The sequence below is a fragment of the Pseudomonas sp. TCU-HL1 genome (genome assembly GCF_001708505.1).
In the GTDB taxonomy this organism is placed as follows: domain Bacteria; phylum Pseudomonadota; class Gammaproteobacteria; order Pseudomonadales; family Pseudomonadaceae; genus Metapseudomonas.
Window position 1 is genome coordinate 2,778,538 of sequence record NZ_CP015992.1, and the last position, 25,549, is coordinate 2,804,086.

27 protein-coding genes are annotated in these 25,549 nt (G+C 62.8%); 20 read left to right on the plus strand and 7 right to left on the minus strand.

The features are described 5' to 3' along the window. The first annotated feature begins 17 nt into the window (after window positions 1-17). The 4 genes from ctaD to THL1_RS12905 are packed head-to-tail and all read left to right on the plus strand — an operon-like array spanning window position 18 to window position 3,496. Window positions 18-1,793 (plus strand): cytochrome c oxidase subunit I, encoded by a 1,776-nt coding sequence (ctaD, locus tag THL1_RS12890; RefSeq protein WP_069083635.1) that lies wholly within the window; start codon window positions 18-20, stop codon window positions 1,791-1,793. Next, window positions 1,790-2,479, plus strand: coding sequence for a cytochrome c oxidase subunit 3 (locus tag THL1_RS12895; protein ID WP_069083636.1), 690 nt, complete (start codon window positions 1,790-1,792; stop codon window positions 2,477-2,479). Before ctaD ends, THL1_RS12895 begins: the two co-directional genes overlap by 4 nt. 4 nt (window positions 2,480-2,483) lie before the next feature. Further along, window positions 2,484-3,161 (plus strand): heme-copper oxidase subunit III family protein, encoded by a 678-nt coding sequence (locus THL1_RS12900; RefSeq protein ID WP_069083637.1) that lies wholly within the window; start codon window positions 2,484-2,486, stop codon window positions 3,159-3,161. Between the two features lie 17 nt (window positions 3,162-3,178). Beyond that, a complete protein-coding gene (locus THL1_RS12905) occupies window positions 3,179-3,496 on the plus strand; it encodes a cytochrome C oxidase subunit IV family protein (protein ID WP_069083638.1) in 318 nt (105 codons plus the stop codon). A gap of 76 nt (window positions 3,497-3,572) precedes the next feature. Here THL1_RS12905 and THL1_RS12910 read toward each other — a convergent pair whose 3' ends face one another. Further along, the gene (locus THL1_RS12910) at window positions 3,573-4,127 is read right to left on the minus strand and encodes an NAD/FAD-utilizing enzyme apparently involved in cell division (protein WP_069083639.1); all 555 of its coding nucleotides are present in this window, start codon (window positions 4,125-4,127) and stop codon (window positions 3,573-3,575) included. 262 nt (window positions 4,128-4,389) lie between these two features. On the opposite strand from THL1_RS12910, the gene THL1_RS12915 reads away from it, so the two are divergent. After that, complete coding sequence (locus THL1_RS12915) at window positions 4,390-4,731, plus strand: hypothetical protein (RefSeq protein ID WP_069083640.1); 342 nt, start codon at window positions 4,390-4,392, stop codon at window positions 4,729-4,731. Window positions 4,732-4,815: 84 nt separating this feature from the next. Here the strand turns inward: THL1_RS12915 and THL1_RS12920 are convergent, their stop codons facing one another. Further along, window positions 4,816-5,898, minus strand: a complete 1,083-nt coding sequence (locus tag THL1_RS12920; protein WP_069083641.1) for a flavin-containing monooxygenase — start codon at window positions 5,896-5,898, stop codon at window positions 4,816-4,818. Window positions 5,899-5,939: 41 nt separating this feature from the next. Beyond that, window positions 5,940-6,287 (minus strand): ArsR/SmtB family transcription factor, encoded by a 348-nt coding sequence (locus THL1_RS12925; RefSeq protein ID WP_069083642.1) that lies wholly within the window; start codon window positions 6,285-6,287, stop codon window positions 5,940-5,942. Window positions 6,288-6,607: 320 nt separating this feature from the next. Between THL1_RS12925 and THL1_RS12930 the strand changes: the two genes are divergently transcribed. From THL1_RS12930 to THL1_RS12975, 10 genes are all read left to right on the plus strand, one after another. Continuing rightward, the gene (locus THL1_RS12930) at window positions 6,608-7,021 is read left to right on the plus strand and encodes an arsenate reductase ArsC (protein WP_069083643.1); all 414 of its coding nucleotides are present in this window, start codon (window positions 6,608-6,610) and stop codon (window positions 7,019-7,021) included. A gap of 7 nt (window positions 7,022-7,028) precedes the next feature. After that, entirely contained in the window at window positions 7,029-7,385 is a 357-nt protein-coding gene (locus THL1_RS12935; RefSeq protein WP_069083644.1) for a metalloregulator ArsR/SmtB family transcription factor, read from the plus strand. 42 nt (window positions 7,386-7,427) lie between these two features. After that, complete coding sequence (locus tag THL1_RS12940) at window positions 7,428-7,898, plus strand: arsenate reductase ArsC (protein WP_069083645.1); 471 nt, start codon at window positions 7,428-7,430, stop codon at window positions 7,896-7,898. A 16-nt stretch (window positions 7,899-7,914) separates the two neighbouring features. After that, entirely contained in the window at window positions 7,915-8,976 is a 1,062-nt protein-coding gene (gene arsB / locus THL1_RS12945) for an ACR3 family arsenite efflux transporter (protein ID WP_069083646.1), read from the plus strand. Window positions 8,977-8,980: 4 nt separating this feature from the next. Beyond that, window positions 8,981-9,697: an arsenical resistance protein ArsH gene (gene arsH / locus THL1_RS12950; protein ID WP_069083647.1), complete on the plus strand. Its 717-nt coding sequence runs from the start codon at window positions 8,981-8,983 to the stop codon at window positions 9,695-9,697. Window positions 9,698-9,715: 18 nt separating this feature from the next. Continuing rightward, window positions 9,716-10,216 (plus strand): cyclin-dependent kinase inhibitor 3 family protein, encoded by a 501-nt coding sequence (locus THL1_RS12955; protein ID WP_069083648.1) that lies wholly within the window; start codon window positions 9,716-9,718, stop codon window positions 10,214-10,216. Window positions 10,217-10,243: 27 nt separating this feature from the next. After that, entirely contained in the window at window positions 10,244-11,248 is a 1,005-nt protein-coding gene (locus tag THL1_RS12960) for an ArsJ-associated glyceraldehyde-3-phosphate dehydrogenase (RefSeq protein ID WP_069083649.1), read from the plus strand. A 17-nt stretch (window positions 11,249-11,265) separates the two neighbouring features. After that, window positions 11,266-12,495: an organoarsenical effux MFS transporter ArsJ gene (arsJ, locus tag THL1_RS12965; RefSeq protein ID WP_069086505.1), complete on the plus strand. Its 1,230-nt coding sequence runs from the start codon at window positions 11,266-11,268 to the stop codon at window positions 12,493-12,495. 118 nt (window positions 12,496-12,613) lie between these two features. Next, window positions 12,614-13,042, plus strand: coding sequence for a DUF1801 domain-containing protein (locus THL1_RS12970; protein ID WP_145928294.1), 429 nt, complete (start codon window positions 12,614-12,616; stop codon window positions 13,040-13,042). Window positions 13,043-13,160: 118 nt separating this feature from the next. Continuing rightward, complete coding sequence (locus THL1_RS12975; protein ID WP_069083651.1) at window positions 13,161-13,667, plus strand: GNAT family N-acetyltransferase; 507 nt, start codon at window positions 13,161-13,163, stop codon at window positions 13,665-13,667. Between the two features lie 83 nt (window positions 13,668-13,750). Here the strand turns inward: THL1_RS12975 and THL1_RS12980 are convergent, their stop codons facing one another. After that, the gene (locus tag THL1_RS12980) at window positions 13,751-14,725 is read right to left on the minus strand and encodes an IS110 family transposase (RefSeq protein ID WP_069081544.1); all 975 of its coding nucleotides are present in this window, start codon (window positions 14,723-14,725) and stop codon (window positions 13,751-13,753) included. 392 nt (window positions 14,726-15,117) lie between these two features. Here THL1_RS12980 and ampC point away from each other — a divergent pair, with 392 nt between their 5' ends. The 4 genes from ampC to THL1_RS30215 all read left to right on the plus strand — a co-directional run bounded on the left by ampC (window position 15,118) and on the right by THL1_RS30215 (window position 20,504). Next, a complete protein-coding gene (gene ampC / locus THL1_RS12985) occupies window positions 15,118-16,293 on the plus strand; it encodes a class C beta-lactamase (RefSeq protein WP_069083652.1) in 1,176 nt (391 codons plus the stop codon). A 500-nt stretch (window positions 16,294-16,793) separates the two neighbouring features. Then, window positions 16,794-18,977, plus strand: coding sequence for a catalase/peroxidase HPI (gene katG, locus THL1_RS12990; RefSeq protein ID WP_069083653.1), 2,184 nt, complete (start codon window positions 16,794-16,796; stop codon window positions 18,975-18,977). Between the two features lie 570 nt (window positions 18,978-19,547). Continuing rightward, window positions 19,548-20,201, plus strand: a complete 654-nt coding sequence (gene nfsB / locus THL1_RS12995) for an oxygen-insensitive NAD(P)H nitroreductase (protein WP_069083654.1) — start codon at window positions 19,548-19,550, stop codon at window positions 20,199-20,201. A gap of 162 nt (window positions 20,202-20,363) precedes the next feature. Further along, entirely contained in the window at window positions 20,364-20,504 is a 141-nt protein-coding gene (locus THL1_RS30215; RefSeq protein ID WP_162493730.1) for a hypothetical protein, read from the plus strand. A gap of 37 nt (window positions 20,505-20,541) precedes the next feature. Here the strand turns inward: THL1_RS30215 and THL1_RS13000 are convergent, their stop codons facing one another. Then, window positions 20,542-22,443, minus strand: a complete 1,902-nt coding sequence (locus THL1_RS13000; RefSeq protein WP_069083655.1) for a potassium transporter Kup — start codon at window positions 22,441-22,443, stop codon at window positions 20,542-20,544. Between the two features lie 257 nt (window positions 22,444-22,700). Here THL1_RS13000 and THL1_RS30105 point away from each other — a divergent pair, with 257 nt between their 5' ends. After that, the gene (locus THL1_RS30105) at window positions 22,701-22,838 is read left to right on the plus strand and encodes a hypothetical protein (protein WP_161490968.1); all 138 of its coding nucleotides are present in this window, start codon (window positions 22,701-22,703) and stop codon (window positions 22,836-22,838) included. Window positions 22,839-22,949: 111 nt separating this feature from the next. Here THL1_RS30105 and THL1_RS13005 read toward each other — a convergent pair whose 3' ends face one another. Next, window positions 22,950-24,953 (minus strand): peptidase U32 family protein, encoded by a 2,004-nt coding sequence (locus tag THL1_RS13005; RefSeq protein ID WP_069086506.1) that lies wholly within the window; start codon window positions 24,951-24,953, stop codon window positions 22,950-22,952. A 91-nt stretch (window positions 24,954-25,044) separates the two neighbouring features. Continuing rightward, complete coding sequence (locus tag THL1_RS13010; RefSeq protein WP_069083656.1) at window positions 25,045-25,461, minus strand: PaaI family thioesterase; 417 nt, start codon at window positions 25,459-25,461, stop codon at window positions 25,045-25,047. Between the last annotated feature and the right edge of the window lie 88 nt (window positions 25,462-25,549).

The window sequence follows — 25,549 nt, forward strand, 5'->3', positions numbered from 1 at the left end:
GTTACGGAGGGTTTGCGATGGCTCACGTCGAGCAGGCCGAAGCCGATGTGCTGCACGAGCCCAAGAGCTTCTTTACCCGCTACATCTGGAGTCAGGACCACAAGGTCATTGCCATCCAGTACTCGCTGACCGCGATCTTCGTCGGCCTGATCGCCCTGGTGTTGTCTGGCCTGATGCGCATGCAGATCGGCTTCCCCGGCAGCCTGGAGTTCATGGACCCGGCCACCTATTACCAGGCCATGACCATGCACGGGATGATCATGGTGATCTACCTGCTGACGGCACTCTTCCTCGGCGGCTTCGGCAATTACCTGATCCCGCTGATGGTGGGCGCGCGGGACATGGTCTTTCCCTACGTCAACATGCTCAGCTACTGGTTCTACCTGCTCTCGGTGCTGGTCCTGCTGGGCAGCTTCTTCGTGCCGGGTGGGCCCACGGGGGCGGGCTGGACGCTTTATCCACCCCAGGCCATCACCCAGGGTACGCCGGGGGCGGAATGGGGCATCGTGCTGATGCTGGTGTCCCTGGCGATCTTCATCGTCGCCGCTACCATGGGCGGCCTGAACTACGTGACCACCGTTCTGCAGGCGCGCACCCACGGCATGACGCTGTTCCGCATGCCGCTCTCGGTATGGGGCATCTTCATGGCTTCTATCCTCGCGCTGCTGGCCTTCCCGGCGCTGTTCGTCAGCGCGGTGATGATGCTCTTCGACCGTTTGCTGGGCACCAGTTTCTTCATGCCGGCGCTGATCTCCATGGGCCAACCGCTGGACCACCAGGGCGGCAGTCCGATTCTCTTCCAGCACCTGTTCTGGTTCTTTGGCCATCCGGAGGTGTACATCGTGGCGCTGCCGGCCTTCGGCCTGGTGTCGGACCTGATCAGCACCCACGCGCGCAAGAACATCTTCGGCTACCGCATGATGGTCTGGGCCATCGTCGCCATCGGCGTGCTGAGCTTCGTGGTCTGGGCGCACCACATGTACGTCAGCGGGATGAACCCGTACTTCGGTTTCTTCTTCGCGATCACCACCCTGATCATTGCCGTACCCACCGCGCTCAAGGTCTACAACTGGACCCTGACCCTGTGGCACGGCGACATCCATCTGACGGTGCCGATGCTCTTCGCCCTGGCGTTCATCGTCACCTTCCTGGTGGGCGGCCTGACCGGGCTGTTCCTTGGCAACGTGATCGTCGACATCCCGCTCTCGGATACCTACTTCGTGGTGGCGCACTTCCACATGGTCATGGGGGTGGCGCCGATACTTGTAGTGTTCGGCTCGATCTACCACTGGTTCCCGAAAATTACCGGGCGGATGCTCAACGACACCCTCGGCAAGCTGCATTTCTGGATCACCTTCCTCGGCACCTACGCCATCTACTTCCCCATGCACTACCTCGGGTTCCTCGGAATGCCTCGTCGTTACTACGCCTACCCGAACTACGAGTTCATCCCGCATTCGGCCCAGGAACTGAATGCCTTCATCACGGTGGCGGCGCTGACCGTGGGCGTGGCGCAACTGCTGTTCCTCTTCAACCTGGCCTGGAGCACCTTCAAGGGCCGACCCGCGGGCGGCAACCCGTGGAAGGCCGTCAGCCTGGAATGGCAAACTCCGGATACGCCGCCGGTGCATGGCAACTGGCGGGAGAAACTGCCGGTGGTGCATCGCTGGGCCTATGACTACAGCGTGCCGGGTGTGGAGCAGGACTTCGTGCCACAGACGGTTTCGGAGGAAGAGTTGCAGCGCCTGCGCGAGGCGAACGGCAAGGCGACCCGTCTGGAGCAACGGCCATGAGCACGCAACTCTGGAAGCACGCGGGCGGTGCCGAGCCTGGAGGCTGGAACCCATCCGGGCAGCATGGGCCCGAAGCGCCGATCCAGGATCGCAGCAAGACCGCCAAGGTCGGCCTGGGTGTGTTCCTCGGCGTGGTGACCTCGCTCTTCCTGTTGTTCCTGCTGGCCTTCATCGCCCGCTCCCAGGTGTCGGACTGGCGCCCGCTGACCGACCCGCTGGCGCCGCTGGCCCACCCCTGGATGCTCTGGGTGAATACCCTGTTGCTGGCCCTCGGCAGCGCCTGCCTGCAGTGGGCCAAGATGTCGATGGAGCGGGCCCAGGCGGGCAGGGCGATACTGGCGTTCCTGCTGGGGGGGGCCTTCGCCGTCGCCTTCCTCGGTGGTCAGCTCTGGGTCTGGCAGCAGTTCGCCGCCTGGGGTTATTTCGTATCGGGCAACCCGGCCAACAGCTTCTTCTACCTGCTCACCGGCCTGCATGGCCTGCACCTGGCGGGTGGATTGGTGGCCTGGGCCGTGGTGGGGCTGCGCCTGTTACGGGTGGGGCCGAGCGAGCGGCTGCAAACCGGCATGGCGCTGTGCGCCTTCTACTGGCACTACCTGCTGGGATTGTGGCTGGTGCTCTTCGCGCTGCTCACCAGCACGCCGGAAACCTACCAGGCCATCGCGGCCTTCTGCGGGTTGAGGTAGCGCCATGGCCACGACACGGGAAACATCGGCCTACAGTGGCTGGCATGCCATAGCCCAGGATTGGTCGTCTGATCGCGACGCCTTCAAGCAGGTGCCCTGGGGCAAGGCGATGATGTGGATCTTCCTGCTCAGCGACACCTTTATCTTCACCTGCTTCCTCACCGGCTACATGTCGGTGCGCATCAGCACCACCGCCACCTGGCCCAACCCGAGTGAAGTCTTCGCCCTGACCATCGGCGGCACGAGTATTCCGTTGATCCTCATCGCCATCATGACCTTCGTGCTCATCAGCAGCAGCGGCACCATGGCCATGGCGGTGAACTTCGCCTACCGACGCGACCGTGTGCGCAGCGCCGCACTGATGCTGACCACCGCGGCTTGCGGCGCCACCTTCGTCGGCATGCAGGCCTTCGAGTGGAGCAAGCTGATCGCCGAAGGCGTGCGGCCCTGGGGCAACCCCATGGGCGCGGCGCAGTTCGGTGCAAGCTTCTTCATGATCACCGGCTTCCACGGGCTGCACGTGTCGGTGGGGGTGATCTATCTCTGCACCGTGGCCTTCAAGGTGCTGCGCGGGGATTACGAGCAACGCGGGAACTACCAGATCGTCGAGATTGCCGGACTCTACTGGCACTTCGTGGACCTGGTCTGGGTATTCATCTTCGCGTTCTTCTACCTGTGGTAGAGCAGGGGAGAGATGAAATGGAACACGCGCAAGGTCAACAACACCCCATCAGCCTGTACCTGAAAATCTGGGGGCTGCTGTTCATCCTCAGCACCCTGTCGTACCTGGTGGACTATTTCCACTTCGTCGGGTACTTCCGCTGGTCGATGATCCTGATCCTGATGCTGCTCAAGGCGGGGCTGATCGTCTCGATCTTCATGCACATGGCCTGGGAGCGCCTGGCGCTGGTCTACGCCATCCTGGTGCCGCCGATGTGCCTGCTGGTGCTGGTGGGATTGATGGCGGCCGAAGCGGACTATGTGCTCTTTACCCGTGGGACGTTCCTCGGCCAGTGAGGGATGCCCGTAGGAGCGAGCTCTGCTCGCGAAGCTGTTCGCGAGCAGAGCTCGCCCGTCCATGTTTGGGCGTGCGCTAGATCGTCCGCTTGAACTGGTGCCAGCGGTGCAGCCAGGAAACGATCCAGTGCGGTGAAGCCGACCCGGTTCCGGCCAGTCGCAGTTGCGGATGATGGTTGATAACCCGGTCCAGCGTGGATTCCTGCTCCGGCTCCACGTCCACGAAGAAGATGTGTTCGCCTTCCTTGACCTTCTCTTTCAGGTTGCGGAAGTGCGCGTTGGGCACCTGGATGCCAAAGAACCCGCCTTCCCAGATGCAGAAACCCAGCACTACCACCGCCAAGAACGCGAATGGCACCCAGCCTGCCGGTGTATCGGTCCAGCCTGCCAGCCAGGCGCCAACCAGAACCAGGGCGGCCAGCGGGATGCCAATCAGCGCGCCGATCTCACCGGAGTGGACGACGTCCTGCTTCATGAAGGAATTCACGTCATGGAGATGGTGTTGCTCGACATCGGCATCCCTGTCGCTGAGTACGTGGATCTGCTCGGTATTGATGCCGCTGGCCTCAAGCTCGGACTCAACGGTTTCCAGGTCATCGAGGTTGTTGCTGATGTAGTAGTGCCGATTCATGACTCACCTCCGGATTCTTGTTCGAATTGGTCTGCCGCCTCCCGCAACCGACGGTTTTATTCCTGTTGGTTATCGTCGAACCCTGAGTGAAAGTTCAGGGTTCTTTCACTGGAAAATTATAGCATCCGGTCCTTTTGTCGAACGCCTGTAGCCCTTGTGGTACGTGGCCTTTGGCGATGACTGACGCATTCCGGAGGCTGGGCTTGTCTAAACTGCTGATTGAGCATCTGGCGCGGCAACGCCCAAGTCAGGAGATTGTTAGATGAATACCTTGACCATCAAAAGCTGGTGCAAACCCCGTGGTGCGGAGAAGTCCATTGCCATGGGCGAACTGCATTTCCATGTGAATGATGCCGACCACCTGCGGCTTGAAGAAGCCGAAGAACGCCTGCAGAAAACCCACGAGCAGGAAATGCTGATCGCCGCCGATATGGAGCACATGGAACTGGTGACCCCGGTGGAGTGCGGCACGCTCTCCGACCTGCAGTTCCGCGTCTACCTCAGCAAGGGCGACGAACGCGGCCAGTTCCACCTGGTGGGGCACCGCGAAAGCGACGGCAGCCTGGTGTACACCAACTCGGTGATGATCGATCAGTTGGGCTGAGCCCGATCGACCTGGGTAACGATGTCTCCTGGCACAACCGGCGGGGAGTTCCTCCAGGGCTCCTTGCGGGGAGGGGAGTGGATGCTATTGAGTGGCCGCCAGGCGCATTGAGCTGGAGCTGCCCAGGTAATGCAGTAGCGACGGAAGTATGTGTGCGGCGTCTGGCCCGACGCCGCGGAGAGTGGCTGACGCAAAGTTGCGTTGTCGCGGCAGTCCCACGAAGTACAGGCCGGGGACTTGAAGCGCAATACCATGACGCTGGACGACATGACCGTCTTGATCCAGCGCCGGTAGGTCATCCAGAAACGGCACATTCGGGCGGAAGCCCGTGGCAAAAATCAGGCTGTCGACCGCCTCATGCTGTCCGTCCGCCCACACGACCCCGGACGGGGCAACGCGGGTGAACATGGGCTTGCGCTGTAGCACGCCCGTTTTCAAGGCCTTTCGGTAGGTGCCGTCATCCAGTACTGGCGTGCTCTGGTCGTTCAGCCAACGGGTCTTCTCCAGGCCTGTCCACTTCAACCAGGTGTGGAAATCGATCCCCAGGAATCGCTGGGGAACGAGGCGGATCGCCTCGCGTGTCGCTAGCGTGGTGTTGGTCACCTGAGCCAGCTCGTAGGCAATCTGGACCGCTGAATTGGCCGCACCGACTACCACCACCCGTTGCCCTCGGAATGTCTCGACGTTCCGATAATTGGCGCTGTGCAGCAGGCGGCCCTGAAAACCGCCTATTCCCGGAATCGCCGGTAGATACGGACGGCTGAATGCCCCCGAGGCGACGATGACGGCTTTCGCGCTAAAGCGTTGACGATCCGCCGTCCTGAGATCGAATCGGCCTTCCGAGTGCAGCACCCGGGTCACTTCGGTGTGCTGCCGGACGGGCAGTTGGAAGTGGCTCGCATACTGTTCCAGGTAATGCACGACCTCGTCCCGACGGGGGTAGTGCGCGGGCGTACCGGGAGAGGGCAGGCCAGGCAGGGACGAATAGGCCGCTGGCGAAAAGAGTTCCAGGCTGTCGTAGTAGTTGCGCCAGTTCCCTCCAGGAAGAGCCTGTTTATCCAGGATGAGGAAATTCAGGCCCTGGCGTTGAAGGTGCCAACCGCAAGCCAATCCTGCCTGCCCTGCACCGATGACAATCACATCCTGCACTGGAGTATTTGCGTTCATATGTGCGTACTCATGCATTTGTTTGGGCAAATGAAAAGGGCTCATCCCCCACCTGGGCAGCACAGTGCGGCAATGCTTCGGGTGTGTTGAAGGATGGATTCCAGGCGCGTGACGATGGCCGGGCCGTCGACCTCGTAGAACACCTGTCGTCCGGCCTTGGTTGCGCGCACGATGTTCGCCTCCAGGAGTACCTGGAGGTGGCGGGACACTACCGAGCGTTCTTGTGGAAGATCAGCAGCGATTTCGCTGACGTCCGCGCGGCCAAGCTGCATGACACGCTTGAGCACCGTCACGCGGGACGGCTCGCAGAGGGCCTTGAAAAACGTGCCATCCAGCGACTCGATGGCGGCTTCGATGGCTTGGGCGCGGGTGATGGCGGGCGTTGTCATGCTGGAAATATATGTGCATGTCTATGCACATGTAAAGCCGTTGAATCCAGGGGGGAATTCGCGTGGTCTCACTGGCGATAGCGTCCGCCTCAGGAAACACACCCGAAGGTGGCTGTCATGAGAGATTCATAACGACATACAAACATACGTTTAAACGGATATTAAGGGGATGCATGGAAGCATGGGGCATCGCGTTGATGCCGTCTGTTTGTCTTTCTGAAGGATGAAACCGCTTTGGGTAGAGTCAGCTAGATTGGATGGCTTTACCTAACATTCGGAAAATCATATATTCGATAAAACATATCTATCAGGGCATGGCTATGACTCCCAAGACCCGCGTGCTGTTCGTTTGCGTCGCCAATGCTGCCCGCTCCCAGTTTGCCGAAGCGCTGCTTCGCCATGCCGACTCGGAACACTTCGAGGCCTTTAGCGCCGGGACTGCGCCTGGAGGGATCGATCCACGCACCCTTGAAGAATTGCAGCATCTGGGCATCAGCACGGCGGGCCTGCGAAGCAAGTCCGTCGGCGAATTTGCCGGCGAGCGCTTCGACTACGTGATCACCCTTTGCGACAAGTCGGCGCTGGAGTGCCACGCGCTACCTGGTGCCGGCGAGGTTTTAGCTTGGCACTTCGAAGACCCTGTCATCAGCGCCAAGCCTGATGCCTTCCGGCACGCCGCCCATGAAATCAACGAACGCATCAAGATGTTCGTGCTGGTGAAAACCAAACGTTGAGAGCGCTATGACCGACCATCTGACCCCGACCACTGTTTTCAAATGCCTGGCCGACGAAACCCGCGTTCGCCTGATGCTGCTGATCACCCGCGAGGAAGAGCTGTGCGTCTGTGAACTCACCTGCGCCCTGAATGAGAGCCAGCCGAAGATTTCCCGCCACCTGGCGCAGTTGCGCACCTGTGGATTGTTGGCGGATCGCCGCCAGGGGCAGTGGGTGTACTACCGCCTGCACCCCAACCTGCCGGACTGGGTACACAGCGTGCTGACGACGGCGCTGGACGCCAACAAGCATTGGCTGAGTCCTGATTCGAAGCGGCTCAATGCCATGGGCGACCGCCCCGAACGCGCCGCCGCCTGCTGCTGAGTGCAAGCCTGAGATCCCGTTTTGGCCGAGATGGATAGTCCGATGAAAGTCCTGTTTCTCTGCACCGCCAACAGCTGCCGCAGCATTCTTTCCGAAGCTGTGTTCAACCACCTGGCTCCTGCCGGTATCCGGGCCTACAGCGCCGGTAGCCTGCCGAAGGGCGAGGTGCACCCGCTGAGCCTCAAGACCTTGCAGAAGGCCGGTATCTCCACTGCGGGGTTGAGCAGCAAATTCAGCGACGTGCATGAAGCTCTGGCACCGGATTTTGTCATTACCGTTTGCGACAAGGCCGCTGGCGAGGCCTGCCCGGTGTTCTTTGGCCCGGCCATGAAGGCGCACTGGGGGCTTGCCGACCCCTCCGAGTACATCGGCAGCCCTCAGGAGATCGAAGCCGCCTTCGACGCCACCCTGGAGCGAATCAAGACCCGCGTCCAGGCCTTCCTGGCGCTACCCCTCGAGCAATTGAGCGGCGAGCAGCTCAAGGCCGAACTGGCCTTGATCGGAACCCTCTGACTGTGGAGACCTGACCATGCGTAAAAGCCGCCTCGCCTTCCTGGATCGCTACCTGACGGTCTGGATTTTCTTCGCCATGGCGCTTGGCGTCGGCCTCGGCAGCCTGTTCGAGGGCCTGCCGGTCTGGCTGAACAACCTGTCCGTGGGCTCGACCAACCTCCCCATCGCCATCGGCCTGATCGTGATGATGTACCCGCCACTGGCCAAGGTGCGTTACGAAGAGCTGCCGCAGGTGTTCAAGGACAAGCGCATCCTGGCCCTGTCGCTGGTGCAGAACTGGGTCATTGGTCCGGTACTGATGTTTGTGCTGGCAGTGGTGTTCCTGGCGGACAAGCCCGAATACATGACCGGCCTGATCCTGATCGGCCTGGCCCGCTGCATCGCCATGGTGCTGGTGTGGAACCAGATCGCCGGGGGCAACAACCAGTACGTCGCGGGGCTAGTGGCTTTCAACAGCATCTTCCAGATCCTGTTCTTCAGCGTGTATGCCTGGATTTTCCTGGGCCTTTTGCCGCCGTTGTTCGGCCTGGAAGGCAGTGTGATCCAGACCAGCTTCGTCGACATCGCCGAGTCGGTGCTGATCTACCTGGGCATCCCGTTCCTGGCCGGCTTCCTGACCCGCAAGCTGCTGATCAACCGCAAGGGCGAGACCTGGTACCGCGAGCGCTTTATCCCCCGGATCAGTCCGCTGACTTTGGCGGCCCTGCTGCTGACCATCGTTGCGATGTTCAGCCTGAAAGGCGACATGGTGCTGCAACTGCCGCTGGATGTCCTGCGCATCGCCATCCCACTGACCATCTATTTCGTGGTGATGTTCTTCCTCAGCTTCTGGATGGGCAAGTTGCTGGAAGCCGACTACCCGCGCACCACGGCGCTGGCCTTTACCGCGGCCAGCAACAATTTCGAACTGGCCATTGCGGTGGCCATCGCGACCTTCGGTCTGGCATCCCCAGTGGCCTTCGCCACGGTGATCGGGCCGCTGGTGGAAGTTCCCGTACTGATCTCGCTGGTGGGCGTGGCCTGGTGGCTGAAGCGCCGCTGGTTCGATCTGCCGAAGGGCGCGCTTGCTGAGGAGTAGAACCATGACCGACGATCACATTCCCAACCTCGATGCCGACCTGATTGACCTGCCCACCCTGGACAAGCTGGGCAGTCCGCTGTCGGCCACCCACAAGCCGCGCATCCTGCTGCTCTACGGTTCGACCCGCGAGCGTTCGTTCAGCCGCCTGCTGGCCCATGAGGCTGCCCGCCTGCTGGAGCATTTCGGCGCCGAAACGCGGATCTTCGATCCTTCAGGGCTGCCGCTGCCGGATGACGCCCCCGACAGCCACCCCAAGGTTCAGGAGCTGCGCGAACTGGTGCTCTGGTCGGAAGGCCAGGTCTGGTGCTCGCCCGAGCGCCACGGCGCGATGTCGGCGGTGTTCAAGGCGCAGATCGACTGGATTCCGCTAGCCATGGGCGCGATCCGTCCGACTCAGGGCAAGACCCTGGCGGTGATGCAGGTTTGCGGTGGCTCCCAGTCCTTCAACGTGGTCAATCAGCTGCGCGTGCTGGGCCGCTGGATGCGCATGTTCACCATCCCCAATCAGTCTTCAGTGCCCAAGGCCTACCTGGAGTTCGATGAGGCCGGGCGAATGAAACCGTCCTCCTTCTACGACCGGGTCGTGGATGTCATGGAGGAACTGGTGAAGTTCACCCTGCTGCTTCGTGAGCGCTCGGACTACCTGGTCGACCGCTATTCCGAGCGCAAGGAATCGGCTGAAGAGCTCTCCAAGCGCGTCAATCAACGTTCCATCTGATCGCAGGATTTACGTTTCATGGCCCACCCCTTTGACGTACTGAGCGTTTCCCATCTGCCGGGCAAGCTGATCTTCACGCCGTGTCCTGGAACCCGAGATAGCTCGCTAGATGAAGCCTTGGAAACGCTCAAGCAAGCCGGCGCTTCGGCGGTCATCACCTTGATGCCGCTCTCCGAACTCAATGCCAACGGCGTCGACCGGATTGCCGAACACTGCGAGCAACTAGAACTGGCCTGGTTCCACCTGCCGGTCGCCGATGAGCAGGTACCACAGGATGATTTCAACCAGGCATGGGATGGATGGAAGCAACAGATCCTCGACCTCCTGAACAGTGGCAAACACCTCGCCATCCACTGCAAGGGCGGCTCGGGCCGTACCGGGTTGATCGCCGCGCGCATCCTGATCGAGACCGGCGTGCCTCGGGCCGAGGCCATCGCCCAGGTGCAGGCGCTGCGCCCCAAGGCTATTCAACACCCGGCGCATGTGGACTGGATCAACCAGTTCGACGCGGGCCACTGATTTCAGCATCCTCTAGAGAGCAAGAACATGAGCATCAAAGTCGGTATCAACGGTTTCGGTCGTATCGGTCGTCTGGCGCTGCGTGCCGCCTGGGACTGGCCGGAGCTGGAATTTGTTCGCATCAACGATCCGGCGGGCGATGCCGCCACCCACGCCCACCTGCTGAACTTCGATTCGGTGCACGGCCGCTGGCAGCACGAAGCCGGCGCCGAGGACGATTGCGTGGTGATCGGCGGCAAGCGCATCCAGGTCACCGCCAACAAGGCCATCGCCGACACCGACTGGTCGAATTGCGATCTGGTGATCGAGGCCAGCGGCAAGATGAAGACTGTCGCTGTGCTCCAGGCCTACCTGGATCAGGGCGTGAAGCGCGTGGTGGTCAGCGCGCCGGTGAAGGAGAAGGGCGCGCTGAACGTGGTCATGGGCGTCAACCAGCACCTGTTCGACCCTGCGCAGCATCGAATCGTCACCGCCGCGTCCTGCACCACCAACTGCCTGGCGCCGGTGGTCAAGGTGATTCACGAGAAGCTCGGCATCCGCCACGGCTCCATCACCACCATCCACGACCTGACCAACACCCAGAGCATCCTCGACCAGCCGCACAAGGACCTGCGTCGTGCCCGTGCCTCGGGCATGAGCCTGATTCCCACCACGACTGGCTCGGCCACCGCGATTTCGGAAATCTTCCCCGAGCTGCGCGGCAAGCTGAACGGCCACGCCGTGCGCGTGCCGCTGGCCAATGCCTCGCTGACCGACTGCGTGTTCGAGGTGGAGCGCGCCACCTCGGTGGAGGAGGTCAACCAACTGCTCAAGGCGGCAGCCGAGAACGAGCTGAAAGGCATCCTCGGCTATGAAGAGCGTCCGCTGGTATCCATCGACTACCGCACCGATCCGCGCTCGTCGATCATCGATGCACTGTCGACCCTGGTAGTCAACGGCACCCAGGTGAAGCTCTACGCCTGGTACGACAACGAATGGGGCTACGCCAACCGCACCGTTGAACTGGCCAGATTGGTCGGCCTGTCGGGCTGAGGGGGCGAGCGGTGATCATGAAAGCGATGCCAACCCTCTCCACGGAAGTCCGCCAGTACCTGCTGGTGACCGGCAACTACTGGGCCTTCACCCTCACCGACGGCGCCTTGCGCATGCTGGTGGTGCTGCACTTCCATACGTTGGGCTACACGCCGCTGCAGATCGCCGCACTGTTCCTGTTCTACGAGATTTTCGGCGTCATCACCAACTTGGTCGGCGGCTACCTGGGGGCGCGCCTGGGGCTGAACCGCACCATGAATATCGGCCTCGGGATGCAAGTCATCGCGTTGCTGATGCTCACGGTGCCGGCTGCCTGGCTGACCATCCCCTGGGTGATGGGCGCCCAGGCGCTGTCGGGCATCGCCAAGGACCTCAACAAGATGAGCGCCAAGAGCTCGATCAAGCTCCTGGTGCCGGACAGCCAACAGGGCACGCTATACACGTGGGTGGCCATCCTCACGGGCTCGAAGAATGCCCTGAAGGGCGTGGGCTTCTTCCTCGGTGGCGCTTTGCTCGCCCTGCTGGGCTTCAAGGGCGCGGTCTTCGCCTTGGCGGCGGTGCTCGCGCTGATCTGGCTCGGTAGCCTGGTGATGCTGAAGAAGGACCTGGGCAAGGCCAAGGCCAAGCCGAAGTTCCGCGACATCCTCTCCAAAAGCCGGGCGATCAATATTCTCTCGGCGGCGCGGCTGTTCCTCTTCGGTGCCCGAGACGTCTGGTTCGTGGTGGCCTTGCCGGTTTACTTGAGCACGGCGTTCGGCTGGGACTTCTGGCTGGTGGGTGGCTTTCTCGCCGCGTGGATCGTTGGCTACGGCATCGTCCAATCCTTCGCGCCGGCCATCACTGGCAAGCAGCGCGGCCATGTACCGGATGGGCGGGCGGCGTTCCTCTGGGCCAGCGCGCTTGCCGTGTTACCGGCGGCCATTGCCCTCGGCCTCATGGCGGGTTGGTCCGCCCACGTGGTCCTGCTGGGCGGGCTGATGCTGTTCGGCGCCTTGTTCGCCGTGAACTCCTCGCTGCACAGCTACCTGATCGTCAGCTACGCCCGGGAGGACGGGGTGTCGCTGGATGTGGGCTTCTATTACATGTCCAATGCACTGGGGAGGCTGATCGGGACGCTGTTGTCCGGCTGGGTCTTCCAGGCCCATGGACTGGAGGCATGCTTGTGGGTCTCGAGCGTTTTCGTGGCGCTGGCCGCTTTGATCTCCATTGCCTTGCCCAAGCATTCCCACGCCCCGCAATCGGCCTGATTGCCGTGCCCCAGCATTGCCCCTTGTGCGTTATAGCCTGCGCGTCACCACGACGAGGACGCGCCAGTCAGCGATACTCAAGCGGCGAGGGACAACCATGAAGAGGACGATAACCATCATGACGAAGGTGCCAATGGAAGGAGAGGCGGCGGGTACCGCCTCGCAGCTGATCGATGCGCGAATCCTTGATCTGGGCGATTGGCGGGGCGAGACGCTCGCGCGGGTGCGGACGCTCATCAGGCAGGCGGACCCCGACGTGGTCGAAGAATGGAAGTGGAGGGGCGTTCCGGTCTGGTCCCACGCCGGTATCATCTGCACTGGCGAGACATACAAGGCTGCGGTGAAGCTGACCTTCGCCAAGGGCGCTTCGCTGGAAGACCCGTCAGGCCTCTTCAACGCGAGCCTCGAAGGCAGCACCCGGCGTGCCATCGATATCCACGAGGATGAGCCGATCGATGAAGAAGCGCTGAAGGCGCTCATTCGCTCCGCCGTGGCACTCAACCTCGGTTCCCGGAAATCGACGGGCAGCCGTGCGGCGAGGGCATGAACCCGGCGCGTTGTCGCTACGGATTCACGCTGGCCTGCGGCAAGACCTACACATATTCAGATCCATTGCCCGAGGCTCTGCGGAGTGGCATCGAGCACGACACCCAAGAGAAATCCCCATGAACATCATCGTGCGCAATGAGCAGACCGACGACATCGACGCCATTGCCCAGCTCACCAAAGCTGCGTTCGAGCATGAACAGCACTCGAGCCACACGGAACAATTCATCGTCAACGCGCTGCGGCGTAGTGGTCGTTTGACGATCTCCCTGGTGGCCGTTGAGAGCGACGCCCTCGTCGGCCATGTGGCCATTTCGCCCGTCACCCTTTCCTGCGGTATTGCGGGTTGGTACGGGCTCGGACCCATCTCCGTATTGCCTGATCGCCAGGGGCGGGGCATCGGTTCGATGTTGATGGAGGCTTCGCTCGCCGAATTGCGGCGCCAGGGCGGCCTTGGCTGCGTCCTGTTGGGCGATCCGGGCTACTACGGACGCTTCGGGTTCAAGGCCCAGCCTGGCCTGGAACTGCCCGGAGTCCCGCCCGAGTACTTCCAGGCACTGTCCTTCGGCAGCGACCTGCCCAGGGGCAGCGTGCATTACCACGCGGCATTCGACGCCACCGAGTAAGTCTCCGGCGGAGACAACGGCCGGTTCCTTCTGCTACCGGCCGCTCCCGTCTCGCTCAGTCAGCCCCGTAGATACCGTCTTGTTTAGCCCCGGGCAAGGGCCAGTTGGGCATCGAATGGCTGGCCGGATTTCAGTACGCCATAGGCGATATGCAACAGCTTGCGCATGGCCGCGCAGACGATCTGCTTTCCGGCCTTACCGCGGGCGCGCAGGCGCTGTGCCAGGGCATTGATCGCGGGGTTGTGGGTCATCGAGGTGATCGCCGGCATGTACAGGCCCGCGCGTAGCCGCGCTGAGCCCACACGGGAAATGCGTACGTGCCCTTTATGCTTACCCGAATCCTGTAGCTTCGGATTCAGCCCGGCAAAGGCAGTGATCGCTCGCGCGCTCTCGAACTGCAGCGGATCACCCAGTTCCGCCAGGAGCAGGGCGGCAGTCTGCTCGCCGATACCATCGATGCTGGTCAGCAGATCGCGTTTACCCCGCAGGTCTGGATCATCATCGATATGGTCGCGGATGGTTTTCAGGGTCTCGGCAATCTGCTCTTCGACACGCTGCAGCACTGAGTGAATCGACTCTTGCACGCTGGCATCGGCCACCCCCAGACGATTGCGCTCCATCTGCTCGATCTCCTTGAGATCCTGCAGGCGCCGCACCAGGGCACGCAGACGGCGGATCGCGGCAGGCTCGGGTTGCCAGGCGCGCAGCTCATCTTGATGGTGCTCGCCGTAGCTGGCAATCAGCTTGGCGTCGACCTGATCCGTCTTGACCCGTTGCAACTGGCTTCGCGCGTAATAGGCAATCTGCGCAGGATTCATCACGCAAATCCGGTAGCCCAGCGCGTAAAAGTGCTCAGCCAGCGCCTCGTGGTAGGTACCCGTCGCCTCCATCACGATCCAGGCCCCAGGTTCGCTGTGCTTGTTCAACCACTCCTGCAACACCTGAAAGCCCTCTGCGGCGTTGATCAGCTTGGCCTTGCTGCGGTACTTGCCGTTGGCCTGCAGGGTGGCGATATCGAAACTGTGCTTGGCAATGTCAATGCCGACGATGCTGGACATGCAACCTCCTCAATCCATCCAGAGTGATCATCACTGCACCCGGCCCGGCCTTGTGAATGCGAGCTCTCACTTGAAGTGGGCTCTAGATACCGTTCGAGCTATCTGAGTGAGTGTGGAGGGCCAGGGCACTATCTACGGGTCGGGCTCGAGGCCTAAGGGTGGACACGGCTTCCTGGCTCTCCCCCGATGATCAGTCGGGGACTATCACCCCTTGAGAGGGTGGTAGTCGAGATACAAGGGTGGATGGCGCTTTTCCATCCACCAGCGGCGCTATGCCGGGCCTCGAATGGTGGACCGGTGAAGCGTGGTTCACCCGAAACTGAACCGCTTTTGGCACCCGGTGCCCCAGATGCTAGGTTCTCCACCCCGTTCATGATCGAAGGATGACCCCCATGCGCCTCCAGGGAATGCTACGTGCCCAGCTGCTGTTGCTGGCCTGCGCCGTTTCCGCCAGCAGCTTCGCCCTGGCTGACGTGCCGCGTAGCTTCGACGCCAACGTGCAAGGCGCCGCGCGCAGCGTCATGCAGCAGTACGGGATTCCAGGGTTGGCTATCGCCGTAAGCCTCAAGGGTGAACGGCGCTTCTACAACTTCGGCGTTGCGTCGAAGGACACCCGGCAGCCCGTCACGAGCGACACGCTCTTCGAAGTCGGTTCGATCAGCAAGACGCTGACGGTCACGCTGGCCGCCTATGCCGAGGCTACGGGACGGCTGTCGCTCAAGGACAGCCCAGGCCAGTACCTGCCCGAGTTGAAGGGCAGCCCGCTCGACCAGGTGACGCTGATCGATCTGGCAACCCACACGGCCGGCGGCTTCCCGTTGCAACTGCCTGAAAACGTCCGGAACCACCAGCAGCTCATGGACTACTACCGCGCCTGGCAGCCGCAATTCGCCCCCGGCACCTACCGCACCTACGCCAACCCGAGCGTCGGGTTGCTCGGCGTGGTTGCGGCCAAGAGCCTGGACATGCCGTTTGCCAAGGCAATGGAAGGCGAGCTCTTGCCGAAGCTCGGCTTGCGCAGTACCTATATCGACGTGCCGGCGGCTGCACAGTCGCGTTACGCCCAGGGCTACAACAAGGAAGATGCCCCAGTCAGGGTGACCCCCGCTGTGCTGGCCGCCGAGGCCTACGGTGTGAAGACCAGCAGCAAGGACTTGCTGCACTTCATCGAGGCCAACCTGGGGTTGACCGCTGCCGATGCCACACTGCAACGCGCCCTCGATGCCACTCGGACCGGCTACTACTCGCTGGGGCCTATGACCCAGGACCTGATCTGGGAGCAGTACAGCTACCCGGTAGCGCTGGATGCGCTTTTGCAAGGCAATAGCAGCCGCATGGCGCTGGAGAGCAAGGCCGTCGCCGCCATTACGCCACCCTTGCCGCCGCAGGATGCCGTCTGGGTCAACAAGACCGGCTCCACCAACGGTTTCGGCGGCTACGTGGCCTTCGTGCCGTCGAAGAAGATTGGCATCGTGCTACTGGCCAACAAGAACTACCCCAACGAAGAGCGGGTGAAGCTGGCGTATCACATTCTGGATGAGCTGGATAGCGGCACTCACAATCCGTAAGCCTGCGCGGTTGGGCTCGGCTGAAAGCCGGTGCGCATGGCACACCCTACGGTCGTGCGGAGCACTTGTAGGGTGCACCGTGCGCACCGATGAGATCGCGCGGTGCTATACCTGTGAGCGGAAGGGCCATGGTGCACCCTGCAGTGAATCGCGGCTCGGATGCCTCAGCTGACACCTGGTGTAATGAATCGTGGAACGCCATCGCCACCGGCTACCGCTCGACGAGCGAACGATTAAGTGCATCTATGAGCGAAAGATCGTTTCATCATCTTGCCGAGCCAGCTCAGCACTTTGCGTGATAAGCCCTGGAACCCATTGATATCCCGCGAGATATCGCCGCGCTGGCGGCGCCACCCGCGATGCGCGGATGGCCGCTGCAGGCATGGGCTTCACAATCCTTGACTACTATGAATGCCATTTCCAAAACCTATTGGCTGGGTCGGCACCTGGATTCCAAGCTGAATAGAGTGGTTGGCTGACGACAGAAAGAGGAGAGAAGCATGTCAAGCGAAGCAAAATGCCCGTTCTCTGGACAAAACGTGATAGCGGGTGTGACGCCATCAAACGCGGAGTGGTGGCCTAACCAACTGAATCTCAAAATCCTTCATCAGCACTCGGCTGAATCCAACCCGTTGGGCGGGGAGTTCAACTACGCCGAAGCCTTCAAGAGTCTGGACCTCGACGCGGTGGTCAAGGACCTCCACGCCCTGATGACCGATTCCCAGGACTGGTGGCCGGCCGACTACGGCCACTACGGTCCGCTCTTCATCCGCATGGCCTGGCACAGCGCCGGTACCTATCGCATCGCCGACGGCCGTGGCGGCGGCGGTACGGGCTCGCAGCGTTTCGCACCGGTCAACAGCTGGCCGGACAACGGCAACCTCGACAAGGCGCGCCGCCTGCTCTGGCCGGTCAAGCAGAAGTACGGCAACAAGCTGTCCTGGGGCGACCTGATGATCCTCGCCGGCAACGTCGCGCTGGAGTCCATGGGCTTCAAGACCTTCGGCTTCGGCGGCGGCCGCGCGGACGTCTGGGAGCCGGAGGACGACATCTACTGGGGCCCGGAAACCACCTGGCTGGGTGACAAGCGCTACAGCGGCGACCGCGAACTGGCCAACCCCTTCGGCGCGGTGCAGATGGGCCTGATCTACGTGAACCCAGAAGGGCCGAACGGAAATCCGGACCCGGTGGCCTCGGCGCGCGACGTTCGCGAGACCTTCGGCCGCATGGCCATGAACGACGAGGAGACCGTGGCGCTGATCGTCGGCGGTCACACCTTCGGCAAGTGCCACGGCGCTGGTGACCCAGCCAACGTCGGTCGCGAGCCGGAAGGCGCCCCAGTCGAGGAAATGGGCCTGGGCTGGAAAAACGCCCTCGGCACTGGCAAGGGCGACGACTCGATCACCAGTGGTATCGAGGGCGCCTGGAACGCCACGCCGACCCAGTGGGACAACGGCTACCTGGAAACCCTGTTCGGCTACGAGTGGGAACTGGCCAAGAGCCCGGCCGGTGCTCACCAGTGGAAGCCCAAGGGCGGGGCCGGGGACGGCACCGTGCCGGACGCCCACGACCCGAACAAGCGCCATGCGCCCATGATGACCACTGCCGACATAGGCGTGCGCATGGACCCGGTCTACGAGAAGATCGCCCGGCACTTCAAGGACAACCCGAAGGAACTCGAAGACGCCTTCGCCCGAGCCTGGTACAAGCTGACCCACCGGGACATGGGCCCGCGCAGCCGCTACCTCGGCTCGCTGGTGCCGAAGGAAGAACTGATCTGGCAGGACCCGGTCCCGGCCGTCGACCATCCGCTGGTCAATGACCAGGACGTGGCCGCATTGAAAGCCAAGGTTCTCGCGTCCGGGCTGTCGGTTTCGCAAGTAGTCAGTACCGCCTGGGCTTCTGCTGCTTCGTTCCGTGGCAGTGACAAACGCGGCGGCGCCAACGGTGCGCGCATTCGTCTGGCCCCGCAGAAGGACTGGGAGGTCAACCAGCCGGCTGAGGTGGCGAAGGTCATCGCGGCGCTGGAAACCATCCAGAAAGACTTCAACGCCCAACCCGGCAAGAAGGTTTCGCTCGCCGACCTGATCGTGCTGGCTGGCGGTGCTGGCATCGAAGCCGCCGCGAAGAAGGCCGGCGTCGATGTGACCGTACCCTTCGCCCCTGGCCGTACCGATGCGTCTCAGGCGCGGACCGACCTGGAGTCCTTCGCGGTGCTGGAACCGCTCGCAGACGGCTTCCGCAACTACGTCAGGAAGGAATTCGAGGATTCGACGGCCGAGATGCTGGTGGACAAGGCTCAATTGCTGAAGCTGAGCGCCCCCGAGATGACCGTCCTGGTGGGTGGCCTGCGTGTCCTGGGGGCCAACTTCGGCAAGTCCCCGCACGGTGTCTTCACCAAGCGTCCGGAAACGCTGACCAATGACTTCTTCGTGAACCTGCTGGACATGCGCACGAAGTGGCAGCGCTCCGCGTCCGATGCGCACGTGCTGGAAGGCCGTGACCGGGCCAGCGGCGACCTCAAGTGGACCGCCACCGTGGTCGACCTGGTCTTCGGTTCCAACTCCCAGCTCCGGGCGATTGCGGAAATCTACGCGAGCAGCGACTCGCCGCAGGCCTTCGTACGCGACTTCGTCGCCGCCTGGACGAAAGTCATGAACCTGGACCGCTATGACCTGAAGTAACGACAACCGGCGGGCCCTGACCGGTTCGTCTTTCCGACCCTTGACCCGCGCCGCCGGCAGGACCTCCCTGTCGGCGGCGCGGCCGTTTCGGGAGGATGACCTTCGCGTGTGGGGCCATGGAGGGAGGGCGCCCCCGGCGAGGTCGGTCCCGTGTGGGAGCGAATTCATTCGCAAAGGCGGCCACAGGCCTCCCGAAGGTTGGTGCGGGCCACGCTGGTCTGAGCCAGTGAAGCCCAACAGCGGACGTGACCGTGAATCGTTGGGTTTCGCTTCGCTCGAGGAACGCGGCCCGACCCAACCTACACTCGCTTGGGGAGGCGAAACCAGAAACATCCGCAGAACTCGGCAAGCAGCCGGGCTCAGGACGCTCTAGCAACACTCAATGCAGGCATAGCCAACCGGAACGCAGCGCTGCTGCCGTTTCCATCTACTGCACGAAAATATCCAGGAGGAGGCTTTTATTTTCGTGTTTTCTTTGAAAGTCCTTCGCCGCCTTGCCGCTGTTTGCACCGGCTTGCAATCGGCACACTCCCTGCCCATACCCACTCCCCGACCATCCGGAGTCTTTCCATGAATCCTGCTTCCCTTGCCAGCCAGCGATACACCACCAAGGCCTATGACCCGTCGCAGCGTGTTCCCCAGGCGACCATCGACGAGCTGCTGGTCCTGCTCCGTCAGGCACCCTCGTCGGTCAACTCCCAGCCCTGGCACTTCGTGGTTGCGCGCACCGACGAAGGCAAGGCCCGACTGGCCAAAGGCACTCAGGGCGCCTATGCCTACAACCAGCCGAAGGTGATGGACGCCTCCCACGTGATCCTCATCTGTGCGCGCACGGACATGACCGACGCGCACCTGACGCAGGTACTTAAGCAGGAGGAACAGGATGGTCGCTTCCGCGACGGCGAGGCACGCGCCGGGCAGGATCGCACTCGTCAGGGTTACGTGAACCTGCACCGTTATGAGCGCAAGGATTTGCAGCACTGGATGGAAAAGCAGGCCTACCTGGCCCTTGGCACCCTGTTGCTCGGTGCCGCCGCGCTGGGCGTGGATGCGACGCCGATGGAGGGCTTCGATCCGCAGCAGTTGGACGTTGAGCTGGGGCTGCGCGAGCAGGGCTACACCAGCGTGGTGCTGGTGGCGCTGGGGCGCCGCAGTGAAAAGGATTTCAACGCCGCATTACCCAAGTCGCGTTTGCCCGCCGAGTGCGTCATCACCACCCTCTGATCCTTAGGTGACAGGCCAGCGCCCCGCATGACGGGGCGCTGTGCGTTAGTGGCCGGTGGAGCAGGTCGCACGCAGGGTACCGGGCGTCAGCTCGGCCCTGGCCGAGCGACTGACTGGCGGGCGCTACACCGACCTCGATATCGATCGCAGGGTTGCGAGATCATGAGCCGCATCGCCGCGCCCATGATCGGCGGCATGGTCACCGCGCCACTGCTTTCGCTATTCATGATTCCGGCCGCTTATTGCCTGATGCGTCGGCGTCGGCTGCCAGGGACTTCCCGCGTGGTCGAAGGAAACAGCTGAGGCGACGAGGCTCCAGGATGATCAGGGGCCTCGCCCTTCAGATTTCCACCTGGGTTCCCAGTTCGATCACCCGATTCACCGGCAGCTGGAAGTAACGCATGCTGCTGTTGGCGTTCTTGTGCAGGAAGGCGAACAGGCCCTCGCGCCACAGGGCCATGCCCAGGCGCTTGGTGGGGATTACCGTTTCGCGGCTGAGGAAGTAGGTGGTACGCATGGGCGCAACGTTCAGCCCGTCGACCTGGCAGTGCTGCAGGGCCTCGGGCACGTTGGGTTCTTCCATGAAGCCGAAGTGCAGCAGCACACGGAAGAAACCGTCGCCGTACGGGGTCACTTCCAGGCGCTGGTGGTGCTCGATGCGCGGCGTATCGCGTGTCACCACGGTCAGCAGCACGATCTGCTCATGTAGCACCTGGTTGTGCAGCATGTTGTGCAGCAGCGCGTGCGGCACCGCGTCCGGGCTGGCGGTGAGGAACACGGCTGTGCCCTGGACACGGTGTGGCGGTTGCAGGCGGATGCTGTCGAGGAACACGCCCAAGGGCAGGGCGGTTTCGTCCAGGCGTTCGATCAGGATCTGTTTTCCGCCCTTCCAGGTCGTCATGAGCACGAAGAGGATCACCCCGGCGACCACCGGGAAAGCGCCACCCTGAAACACCTTCGGCACGTTCGCGGCGAAGAAGAGTCCGTCCACGATCAGGAAACCGAGCAGCAGTGGGATCGCCAGCCAGCGTGGGGCACGCCACAACAGCAGCATCACGGCAGACACCAGCAGGGTGTCGATCAGCATGGTGGTGGTCACCGCGACGCCATAGGCCGCCGCCAGCGCGCCGGAAGAGCCGAAGCCGATCACCAGCAGCACGACGCAGGTCATCAGCGCCCAGTTCACCACGCCGATGTAGATCTGCCCCTGGGCGGCACTGGAGGTGTGCTGGATCTGCATACGCGGGATGTAACCCAGCTGGATGGCCTGCTGGCTCAGAGAGAAGGCACCGGAAATCACCGCCTGGGAGGCAATGATGGTGGCCAGGGTGGACAGGCCGATCATCGGCAGCAGGGCCCATTCCGGAGCCAGCAGGTAGAAGGGGTTTCGCGCGGCAGCCGGGTTGGACAGCAACAGGGCACCCTGGCCGAAGTAGTTCAGCACCAGGCCGGGCAGGACCAGGCTGAACCAGGCCCGCGCAATCGGTTTGCGACCGAAGTGCCCCATGTCGGCGTAGAGCGCTTCGGCACCGGTCAGCGCCAGCACGACGGCGCCGAGAATGGTCACCCCGACGCCGGGATGGGCGATGAAGAAGTTGACGGCCCACCAGGGGTTGACCGCCTGGAGGACTTCCGGATGACGGGCGATGCCGTAGAGGCCGAGCACGCCCAACACCACGAACCAGAGCACCATGACCGGGCCGAACACGATACCGATGCGCGCCGTACCGTGCTTCTGCAACAGGAACAGGCCGATCAGCAACACCACGGTGACCGGAACCACCCAGTGGCTGAGGCCGGGGAGGGCGACGTCCAGCCCCTCGACCGCCGAAAGCACGGAGATGGCTGGAGTGATCATGCTGTCGCCATAGAACAGCGCCGTGCCGAACAGTCCCAGCAGGACCAGCGTGCCGCTGAGCCGTGGGTAAGCGGCCGTGGCACGACGTGCCAGGGCGGTCAGGGCCATGACGCCGCCTTCTCCGCCGTTATCGGCGCGCAGCATGAACAGCACGTACTTCAGCGAAACCACCCACAGCAACGACCACAGCACCAGGGACAGGACCCCGAACACACCTTCCGGGTTGACCTGCACGCCGTAATGTCCGGCGAAAACCTCCTTGAGGGTGTACAGGGGGCTGGTGCCGATGTCGCCGTACACCACGCCGGTGGCAGCCACCAGCAAACCGAACGAGGACGAATGGGCACGCGAATGGGCCTGTGGCTGCTGGGCGCCAGCGCTCATTGATACACTCCTGAAAAGCGGGCGTGGCGGGAGGGACGGTCAGATCGGACGTGGCGCCTGGGCGTTGGGCGCGGGTCGGACTGAGGCCTGCCACAAAAGGGCGTCAAGTATCCCGTCTGCCCGAAGAGCCCGGCGTAAAAAATGCGTAAAAAAGTAGCTCCGGCCTCACACCGGACCGGCCGGCAGCCGCAGCTTGCAGGCGGCTGGACCGCTTGTAAGCTTGAAGGTGTAAAGGGTCGAAAACTGGGAGGTGTGCAATGAGCGCTAACGCGATTGGCATGATCGTGGTCGGCTGCCTGTTCATCGGTTGCATCGGCATGGTGCTGTGGACCAACCGCCCGTTCCTTCGGGACTGGTTCGAGCACCACCATTGGCACTGGCCACGGTTCCACTGATAACCGCTTCCAGCCCCTCGCTTGAGGGGCTGTTCGTTTTCGGGGGCGCGCAATTCGGAGAGCGCTGCAACGGCTGCCCGGGCACCGCCTTACGGTGCCGGATCAGCCAGGTCAATGCGAAGCGCGGTGGCGAATGGTCTTGAGCAGGTCGTCCGGGGTGATCTGGCCGACCACCTGGCTGGCGGCGCTGCCGGGGACGGGCAGGTCGAGGATATGGCCCTTCATCTTGCCGACCACATGCATTTCGCAGGGTTTGCAGTCGAACTTCAGGGTCAGTACCTCATCGCCGTGGACCAGTTGCATGGGCGCAACCTTGGTCCGTACGCCGGTCACGCCTTTGGCCTGCTTAGGGCACAGGTTGAAGGAGAAACGCAGGCAGTGCTTGGTGATCATCACCGGCACTTCGCCTGTTTCTTCGTGTGCCTCGTAGGCGGCGTCGATCAACTGCACGCCGTAGCGATGGTAGAAGTCGCGCGCCTTCTGGTTGTAGACGTTGTAGAGGAACGACAGGTGCGCCTCGGGGTAAACCGGTGGCGGCACGCTGACCGCTTTGCGATAGCCATGGGGGTGAGCCTTGACGCGGGCCTCGCTCAGCGCCTCAATGGCTTCGCGGCGCAGCGCCTTGAGCTGGGACGCGGGGATGAAGTACGCCTGCGGGGCGTCCAGTTCGACGCCATTGGCGTGGTAATGGGTGGTGCCCAGCTGGCCCAGCAGGTCGTGCAACTGTTCCAGCGCCTGCTCCGGCTTGTTCGCCGTGCCGAAGGGGCCATCCAGGGCGACGCTGGCCATCACGCCTTCTTCGCTGGTGGCGACCAGTTCCAGACGCGCTTCACGGAGGGTGGCTTTCCAGCTGACGCCGATGCGCCGCTCTGCGGAGGTCTTCAGCAGTGCCTGTTGCCAGTTGTGGTCGAGGTTGCGGCTGAGCGGATGGTTGGGCCGCAGGCGGGAGAGGGCGGCCGGCATCTCGTTGGGCTCTACGCGGTAGCGCCAGCGCTTCTCGCCTTCTTCCTCGAACTCACCCTTGAGCTCGGCGATGTTGGCCCGGAAACCCACCACTTCACGCTTGACCAGCACGTTGAGGCCGTCGCCGTTGGACAGCGGCTCACGGGTGACGGCGATCAGGTCGCGCTTACCGACTTTCTCCACTTCCCCGACCAGCAGGCCGGTGAAGGTGGGGGAGTCGAAGGCGCCGATGTCGATCTTGCGCTCGGTGACGAAGTAGTCGGTGCTGCCGCGGTGGAAGGTCTTGTCCGGGTCGGGCACGAAAAAGTGGTCCGTGCGGCCGCTGGAGGCGCGGGCCAGGTCCGGGCGCCCTTCGAGGATGCCGTCCAGGCGCTGGCGGTAGTACGCAGTGATGTTCTTGACGTAGCTGGCATCCTTGTAGCGCCCTTCGATCTTGAAGGAGCGTACGCCGGCATCCACCAGGGCGCTCAGGTTGTCGCTCTGGTTGTTGTCTTTCATCGACAGCAGGTGCTTTTCGAAGGCCACCACGCGGCCCTGGTCGTCCTTCAGGGTGTAGGGCAGGCGGCAGGCCTGGGAGCAGTCGCCACGGTTGGCGCTGCGACCGGTCTGCGCGTGGGAGATGTTGCACTGGCCAGAGAAGGCCACGCACAGGGCGCCGTGGATGAAGAACTCGATGGCCGCGTCGGTTTCATCGGCGATGGCGCGAATCTGTTTAAGGTCCAGCTCACGGGCCAGGACCAATTGCGAAAAGCCCGCCTGGTCGAGGAACCTGGCCCGCTCCAGAGTGCGAATATCGGTCTGGGTGCTGGCATGCAGCTCGATGGGCGGGATGTCCAGTTCGAGGACGCCCATGTCCTGCACGATCAGCGCGTCGACGCCGGCGTCGTAGAGCTGGTGGATCAGCTTGCGCGCGGGCTCCAGTTCATCGTCATGCAGGATGGTGTTGAGGGTGACGAACACCCGCACATGGAACTGGTGGGCGAATTCGACCAGTCTGGCGATATCCGCCACTTCGTTGCAGGCGTTGTGGCGCGCGCCGAAGCTCGGGCCGCCGATGTACACGGCATCGGCCCCGTGCAGGATGGCCTCGCGGGCAATGTTGACGTCGCGGGCGGGGCTGAGAAGTTCTAACTGGTTTTTGGGTAAAGGCATGGCAATCAGGTCCGGCACGGGTGCAGGGGGCGCATTGTAGCGGTCGTGCGCCGCCTGGGCACCCATGGGCTGCCGGATGACTGGCCAGCTGTCAGCACGACCGGTTCGGCGGAATGGAGTAAGTGCCCACCACATGGGCCACCGGCTCCTCCAGCCCTTCCGAATAGAGCGAGACTTCCCCCACGGCCAGGGTCTTGCCCACCTTCATTAGCTGGCACTCGCCAATGAGGCGCTTGCGTGCCTCGGGCTTGCGCAGGAAGTTGATGGTCAGGCTGGTCGTGACGGCCAGGGGAACGATGCCGATTTCGCCCAGCAGCGCGACATAGAGCGCCACATCCGCGAGGGCCATCAGGGTCGGACCGGATACGGTCCCGCCGGGGCGCAGGTCCGTCTCGGCCACCGGTTGCGACACCGTGGCGCAGCGGTCACTGACGGACTCGACCACGACTCGGGCCTGGGGAAATTCCTCGCGGATGAATCGGGCAATCGCTTCTGTCTTGTCGGTCACGACGGGCTCCCTGCTTTTTGAAAATCCACCGGACGCTGCCACAAGCGCCGTTCCGCTGTCCACGCCAGCGGTTGTCGCGGGCGTCAAA